This window comes from Arthrobacter crystallopoietes BAB-32 (assembly GCF_000328305.2).
GTDB classification, from domain to species: Bacteria; Actinomycetota; Actinomycetes; order Actinomycetales; family Micrococcaceae; genus Crystallibacter; species Crystallibacter crystallopoietes_A.
On the sequence record NZ_ANPE02000164.1, the window covers coordinates 1 to 6,533 of the forward strand.

Below are 6,533 nucleotides of genomic sequence, written 5' to 3' on the forward strand. Positions count from 1 at the left end.
GGCGGCGCCCCCGGGCGGCCAAGTCCAGACCGGCCGCAGGGACGGCCCGGCCCCGACCGCTACGCCGGTCCCGGAAGGAACGCCGGCCGTGATGAAGCCCGCGGCGGCTACAGGGATGCCCCGTCGTCTCCGCAGCCACCCGTGGTCGGCCTGCCGGATCCCCGGGACCCGGTGGCGCGGATGGAGCGGGACGCACTGATCGTCGCCCTGCAGCAGCCCGGCCTGCTGGACGGCGAGCAGTGGCAGCGGTTCACCGAAGTGACCTTCCGCGCACCGGCCCATGCCATGGTGCACGAGGCGATCCGGGCCGCCGGTTTCGCCGGGGCAACGCCGTCGCAGTGGGTGGAAAGCGTGCGGCAGGAAGTTCCGCAGGAACTCCGGTCGCTGGTGTCGGAGCTGGCCGTCACCCCGCTGCCGGCGCATAACGATGACGCGGTCCGGCTGTATTGCCGCGGCATCCTGAACCGCCTCTTCGACGTCCAGATCACCCAGCAGAAGGCGGAGAAGATGGGCCAGCTGCAGCGCACGGATCCTGCCGCCGATCCCGAGGCGTTCCAGCGGTTGAACCGCGAGCTGATGGAACTCGAAATGCAGCGGCGGGCGCTGCGCACCGAGTAGGCCCGCCGTCAGCTGCGGCCGATTTGGAATTCCGGGCAGCCCTTTAGTAAACTCATTGAGGCCTTGATGGAGCCCCAAAGGTTCGGAAACGACGTCCTGACGAGCGGTTTTACCGCTTGGAAACCAGGATTTCACTTCCGGGAACAAGCCTTGTAAGGTTGTATCTGCTGCTTTCCCCCGTAGCTCAATTGGCAGAGCATTCGACTGTTAATCGAAGGGTTACTGGTTCGAGTCCAGTCGGGGGAGCTGAACACAAAATGCCCGTCCTGAATTACTCAGGGCGGGCATTTTGCTGTCTGCAGCCGGCCGGCTCCGTAATGCTGTTGGCAGCAGCTGCCCGCCCGAACCACCGGCCGCTTGCCTTGACCGTGCGCTCGAAGGTGGCGTAGTCCACCCGGACGAGACCGAACCGCTTGTGGTAGCCCCACGCCCATTCGAAATTGTCCAGCAGCGACCAGGCGAAGTAGCCCCGAAGATCCACTCCTGCGCCGATGGCGCGGTGGCACTGGGCCACGTGGGCGCGGAAGAATTCCAGCCTTTCCGTATCCTGCACCGAGCCGTCCGCCTGCACCACGTCCTCGTAGGCGGCGCCGTTCTCCGTGACATAGAGCGCCGTGCCGGAAGGACCGGCGTACTCGGCCTGCAGCCGGAGGAGCAGCCGGTACAAACCCTCCGGCTGTACCTCCCAGCCCATCGCCGTCGTTGGCAGGCCGCGCGGCATGACGGCAACGTTATCCGCCGCGGGGTAAGGCGAGGCAGTTGGACGCTGTACCGGGGCGTTGTGTGCTTCAAGCTGATCAGTGACTGGATGACCGGTGACGGACTCGCCGTGGTAGTAGTTCACGCCCAGGAAGTCGATCGGCGCACCGATGAGTTCGAGGTCTCCGGGACGGATGTGCCGTTCCAGCCCATAGGGTGCGACATCCGCGAGGAAGTCCGCGGGATAGGTGCCATGGAAAACGGGATCCAGGAAAACCCGGTTGAACTGGCTGTCTATCCGCCGCGCTGCGTCCACATCCACCGGGTCCGCCGGATCTGACGGGTCGGCGACGGTCAGGTTGAGGGTCAGTCCCAGCCGGGCCTGCGGATCCCGGCGGCGCAGTTCGTCCGCGGCCAGCCCGTGCCCCAGCAACAGATGATGCATGGCCGCCAAGGCATCCGGGCGCGATTGCCTGCCCGGAGCATGAACGCCGGAACAGTAGCCGAGGAATGCCGAGCACCACGGTTCATTGAGCGTGGACCAGACCCGCACGCGATCGCCGAGCCGCTCGTGGACGCTGGCGGCGTACTCCGCAAACGCATAGGCAGTGTCCCGGTTGGCCCAGCCGCCCCGGTCTTCCAGGATCTGCGGCAGGTCCCAGTGGTACAGCGTCAGCCACGGGGCGATGTCCGCCTCGAGCAGCCCGTCCACCAGCCGGGAGTAGAAGTCCAGGCCACGCGGATTGGCCGCACCGCCGTCCGGCCGGACCCTCGGCCAGGACACAGAGAAGCGGTAGGCCCCCAGGTTCAGCTCCTTCATCAGGGCGATGTCCTCTGAGTACCGGTGGTAGTGGTCGCAGGCGGAAGACCCGTTGTGGGAATCGACAACCGCACCGGGAATCCGGCAGAACGTATCCCAGATGGACTCCTGCCGGCCGTCCTCCGCAGCTGCTCCCTCGATCTGGTAGGCCGCTGTTGCGGCTCCCCAGAGGAATGGCTTCGGAAACTGCAGTTCTTCAGGCATTCGGGTCTCCCGGTTCGTCCGCGGCGGGCGTTGCCCGCCAGCATAACCGCAGCAAACCGCCACCGTAATGGCTTTCCTCGCTTTGACCTGCTGCAATGGACGAATCACGCGCCTTGCCGTACTCCCTGAGGCTGAGGGGTTGCGGTCTGCGTGAATGATAATTTTAGACTGTGGCAACTCGAGCACTACCAAACAAGCAATGGAGGCAGGGCCCATGACTCGCGTAGACAACACCAGGACCACGGCGGCCGCTGATAAGTCGTCGCTGGTGGGACTGGTCAAACTGGCAGGCCGCCTGCTGCCGCGCCAGTTCAGCGACGAAATATCCCTGGCCGCTGCCGAGCTCAAGGGGAAGGGCGCCAAAGTCGGAGTTGCTGCGGGGATCCTGGCGGCAGCCTTGGTCCTCTTGGTTGCCATGGCGATTTCACTGCTTGTCGCCGCGATCCTCGGTCTGGGTGAAGCGATCGCCCCGTGGCTGTCCGCGCTGCTTTTTGCCGCATTCTTCCTTGTCGTCGGAGGCATCCTCGGCCTGATCGGCGCGATGCGCCTGAAGAAGGAAATGCCGCTGCTGCCCGAGAACGCCATCCGCGGGATCAAGCATGACATCGGTGTGCTCAAGGAAGGCCGGAGCTTCGATCCGTCCACGCTGGACCGGAAGCCGGAGAAGAAGGAAGAGCCGAAGCCGTCCAAGGCGGAGCAGGAACCGAAGCAGCCGGCTCCCACGATGGAAGAACTCCGGGCCCGTGCCGGCGAACGCCGCGAGCACCTGGCGCGGGTGCGCGACGGCCTCGGGCAGAAGCTGGACGTGAAGCCGCAGTCCGAACGAGTCAGAGCCGACGCCTCGTCCGCGGCTGCCAGGGCCCGCCACGCAGCGGAGGCACGGATTGCCGCCGTCCGGGCGGGGTCCCGCGGCGCGGACACCGGTGCCCAGTGGGACCTGCAGGAGCGTTGGAAGCCGCTGGCCGCGCTGGCGGCCTCGCTGACGGCCTTCACGGTGCTGCTGCGCCGTCTCCTGCGGAAGTAGCGGCCGGACCAAAAACTTCAGAACATTCCTGATCCGCCCGGCGGATCAGCCAGGGCCACGAGGGGAGGGGCGCAATGAAGTTGATCGGGGCCGGTACTCGCGGAAACTACGAGTACCGGGAACTGCACACCTTCTGGACGGTCCCTAACCTCATCACGGTCCTGCGCTTCCTGGCCGTGCCGCTCTTCGTGTGGCTGATCGCCCGCAGCGACTACCTGGAGGCCACGATAGTCCTCGCGGTGCTGGGGTCAACGGACTGGGTCGACGGTTATATCGCCCGCCGCTTCGACCAGATCTCGAGTGTGGGCCGGTGGCTGGACCCGCTGGCCGACCGGCTGGCGATGATCATCGTTGCCGCGACGTTCTTCGCGGCCGGTATCGCCCCCCTGTGGCTGCTGATGGCGATCGTTGTCCCGGATGCCGTCCTGCTGGTCTTTGCGCTGGCGCTGTTCCGCGGCAGCCCCGACCTGCCGGTCACCAACGTCGGGAAAATCCGCACGGCCCTGCTGCTGGCCGGCACGCCGCTGCTGCTGCTCCACAAGGCGCTGGAACCAGGACATGAATGGCTCCAGGTGCTGGCCTATGTCCTGCTGGTGCTGGGGTCCATCGGGCACTTTCTGGCCTGGCTCGGTTACATGCGCGCCGCCTGGAAGAAGTACCGGAGGCTGCAGGAAAGCCGAAACGACGACCTTCCGGAAGCACCGGCGCATGACTGAGCCCGGGCGCGGAGGGGCCGGAGAACCGCCCGCAGTCAGGACCGCATGGTCTGGCTAGCCATTCTCTGCGCCGTGGCCGGCGCCTTCTTCCTGGCCCTGGGGACCCAGCGCCAGGCCAGCGCAGTCCAAGCGAATACCGGTGGCCTGTCGCTCAGCATCGGCGGTCTCCTGCGCATGCTGCGGAATCCGCGGTGGGTGCTTGGGCTGCTGATGCTGGGCGCCGGGATGGGGCTGAACGTCTTTGCGCTGGTGACTGCGCCGCTCACCGTGGTCCAGCCGATCGGCGCCATCGCCCTAGTGATCACCACGATCGTGAACTCCAAGGACCAGGGCATCCGGCTCAACCGCATTACCGTCGTCGCTATTACCGCCTGCGTGGCTGGCTCCGCCGGCTTCGTGCTGCTGGCCGTGAACGTCACGGGGGAGAGCCACACCGTGACCGGGACAGAGGAGCTTTCGACGGTACTGCTGCTCGCCGTCGTTGTTGCGGTGTTCCTCACACTGGAACTGTCCTTCAGGCGCCGGCTGAACGCCTTCGCCTACATTCTTGGCGCGGGCATGCTCTTTGGGTTCGTCGCCGTGCTGGTGCGCATCATCGGCCTGCATCTGTTCGACCCGAACGGTCGGTTCCTGGCGAATGTACCGATCTTCAGCATTATTGCGATCGCGGCAGCCGCAGGCCTTGGCTCGTGGTTCGTCCAGAGCGCCTACTCCAGCGGGCCTCCCGACCTGGTCATCGCCGGCCTGACGGTGATCGATCCGCTGGTGGGGATCGCCATCGGGATTTTCCTGCTGGGTGAGCTGCGTCCCGATGTCGAACCGGTGATCGCGATTGCCATGGTCGGCATGGGGTTGGTTGCTATTGTGGGGGTCATCGTTCTTTCCCGCCACCATCCGGATGTCCTGCAGAAGCAGGAAGAAGCACGACGGCGGGCGCAGTCCGCCGCTACGAGGAAACCTTAGGTACGAACAGAGCATATGAACAGCATTGCGACAGGCCAGCAGGGAGTCCTTCAGGAGATGGGAGCGGACAAGGGGCAGCGGCCGCTGAAGATCCTGATTGCGGCCGACACCTACCTGCCCGATGTCAACGGCGCTGCGGTCTTCGGCCTCCGGCTGGCGCAGGCAATGACGAGGCGTGGCCATGACGTGCACGTGATCGCCGCCCGACCGGGCAAGGGGAGCACTTACCTTGAGGAGCGCCCGGAGGCCAGCGTGCACCGGCTGCGGTCGCACTCGGTGCCGACCCACGATACCTGGCGGATTTGCTTCCCCTGGGAGATCAAATCCGACATCCGGCGCATTTTCGATGAAGTGCAGCCGGATGTTGTGCACATCCAGTGCCACTACATGATCGGCCAGGCGACCATCGGCGAGGCAGTGCGCCGCGGCATCCGGACCATTGCGACGAACCACTTCATGCCGGAGAATCTCGAACCGTTCCTGCCCTTCCCGCAGTGGTTCCTGGATATCGTGGCCAGGAACTCCTGGCGCGATATGGGCAAGATCATGGGAAAGGCTGCAGTCGTGACGACGCCTACCCCGCTGGCCGCCAAGGCGATGAAGGACCACGCACGCCTGGACCGCGTCCTGCCGTTGTCCAACGGCATCGACTCCGCGCACTATGAACTGGCGCCGGACGAGGCGATCGACAAGCCGGAGCACCCCACGGTGCTGTTCGTCGGGCGGCTCGCGCAGGAGAAGCATGTCGACGTCCTGATCGAGGCACTGGCCCTGGCCGATCCTGAGCTGGACGTCCACGCCGAAATCGTCGGTGACGGGGAGGTGCGGGCCCAGCTCGAGGCCAAGGTCGCGGAGCTGGGCCTGGGCAGCCGTGTCAGGTTCCTCGGGTACGTTGACGACGACGAACTGCGCCGCGCCTACCTGCGGGCAACGGTTTTCTGCCAGCCGGGCACAGCCGAGCTGCAGTCGCTGGTCTCACTGGAGGCCATGTCCGCCAGCAGGCCGGTGCTGCTCGCCAACGCGATGGCGCTGCCGCATCTGGTGGACGACGGCGTCAACGGCTACCTCTTCGCGCCACGGGACGCGGCCGACCTGGCAGCCAAGCTGGAGCTGGTGCTCAAGCAGCCGGAGCAGGAACTCCTGGCCATGGGCGAAGCCAGCCACGCAAAAGCCGCCCGGCATGCCATCGACAAGACGATGGACACGTTCGAAAGGCTGTACCGGGGCGCCTCGGCCGACGAGTTCAGGGCCTGACGCCGGGCCGGGATGCATCCAGCCACGGCAACCCACTAGTATGTCTACGTTGAGCTGTTCGATCCGCTGAGCGGGCACGGGCAGCGCAGGACATGGGGCGGTAGCTCAGCCGGTCAGAGCAGAGGACTCATAATCCTTTGGTCCTGGGTTCAAGTCCCAGTCGCCCTACCCCTGCCAGCGCACAAATGCGCCGGAGCCAAGGCCCCGGCGGATCCCTTGACGGGTTCCGCCGGGG

The 6,533-nt window shown here is 65.9% G+C and carries 5 protein-coding genes, 2 tRNA genes and 1 pseudogene; 7 read left to right on the forward strand and 1 reads right to left on the reverse strand.

Annotation, left to right across the window (positions count from 1 at the left end; translation table 11 throughout):
* A pseudogene (locus D477_RS13415) lies at positions 1-618 on the forward strand (DNA primase); the annotation flags it as partial.
* A gap of 173 nt (positions 619-791) precedes the next feature.
* Positions 792-864 (forward strand) — tRNA-Asn (locus tag D477_RS13420).
* 25 nt (positions 865-889) lie between these two features.
* On the opposite strand, the gene D477_RS13425 is transcribed toward D477_RS13420, so the two are convergent.
* Positions 890-2,341 (reverse strand): GH1 family beta-glucosidase, encoded by a 1,452-nt coding sequence (locus D477_RS13425; RefSeq protein WP_005270054.1) that lies wholly within the window; start codon positions 2,339-2,341, stop codon positions 890-892.
* 214 nt (positions 2,342-2,555) lie between these two features.
* Between D477_RS13425 and D477_RS13430 the strand changes: the two genes are divergently transcribed.
* From D477_RS13430 to D477_RS13450, 5 genes are all read left to right on the forward strand, one after another.
* Positions 2,556-3,365 carry a phage holin family protein gene (locus D477_RS13430; protein ID WP_005270055.1) on the forward strand — a complete coding sequence of 270 codons (810 nt, stop codon included), beginning with the start codon at positions 2,556-2,558 and terminating at the stop codon, positions 3,363-3,365.
* Between the two features lie 74 nt (positions 3,366-3,439).
* Complete coding sequence (locus D477_RS13435; RefSeq protein WP_005270056.1) at positions 3,440-4,081, forward strand: CDP-alcohol phosphatidyltransferase family protein; 642 nt, start codon at positions 3,440-3,442, stop codon at positions 4,079-4,081.
* A gap of 45 nt (positions 4,082-4,126) precedes the next feature.
* Positions 4,127-5,044 (forward strand): DMT family transporter, encoded by a 918-nt coding sequence (locus D477_RS13440; protein WP_005270057.1) that lies wholly within the window; start codon positions 4,127-4,129, stop codon positions 5,042-5,044.
* A 57-nt stretch (positions 5,045-5,101) separates the two neighbouring features.
* Complete coding sequence (locus tag D477_RS13445; protein WP_005270058.1) at positions 5,102-6,298, forward strand: glycosyltransferase; 1,197 nt, start codon at positions 5,102-5,104, stop codon at positions 6,296-6,298.
* 94 nt (positions 6,299-6,392) lie between these two features.
* Positions 6,393-6,466 (forward strand) — tRNA-Ile (locus D477_RS13450).
* Positions 6,467-6,533: the final 67 nt, after the last annotated feature.

Excerpts from the sequence above, each read along its gene's own strand:
- D477_RS13425 (WP_005270054.1), bottom strand. The coding sequence starts at position 2,341 with ATGCCTGAAGAACTGCAGTTTCCGAAGCCATTCCTCTGGGGAGCCGCA.
- D477_RS13430 (WP_005270055.1), top strand. The coding sequence starts at position 2,556 with ATGACTCGCGTAGACAACACCAGGACCACGGCGGCCGCTGATAAGTCG.
- D477_RS13435 (WP_005270056.1), top strand. The coding sequence starts at position 3,440 with ATGAAGTTGATCGGGGCCGGTACTCGCGGAAACTACGAGTACCGGGAA.
- D477_RS13440 (WP_005270057.1), top strand. The coding sequence starts at position 4,127 with ATGGTCTGGCTAGCCATTCTCTGCGCCGTGGCCGGCGCCTTCTTCCTG.
- D477_RS13445 (WP_005270058.1), top strand. The coding sequence starts at position 5,102 with ATGGGAGCGGACAAGGGGCAGCGGCCGCTGAAGATCCTGATTGCGGCC.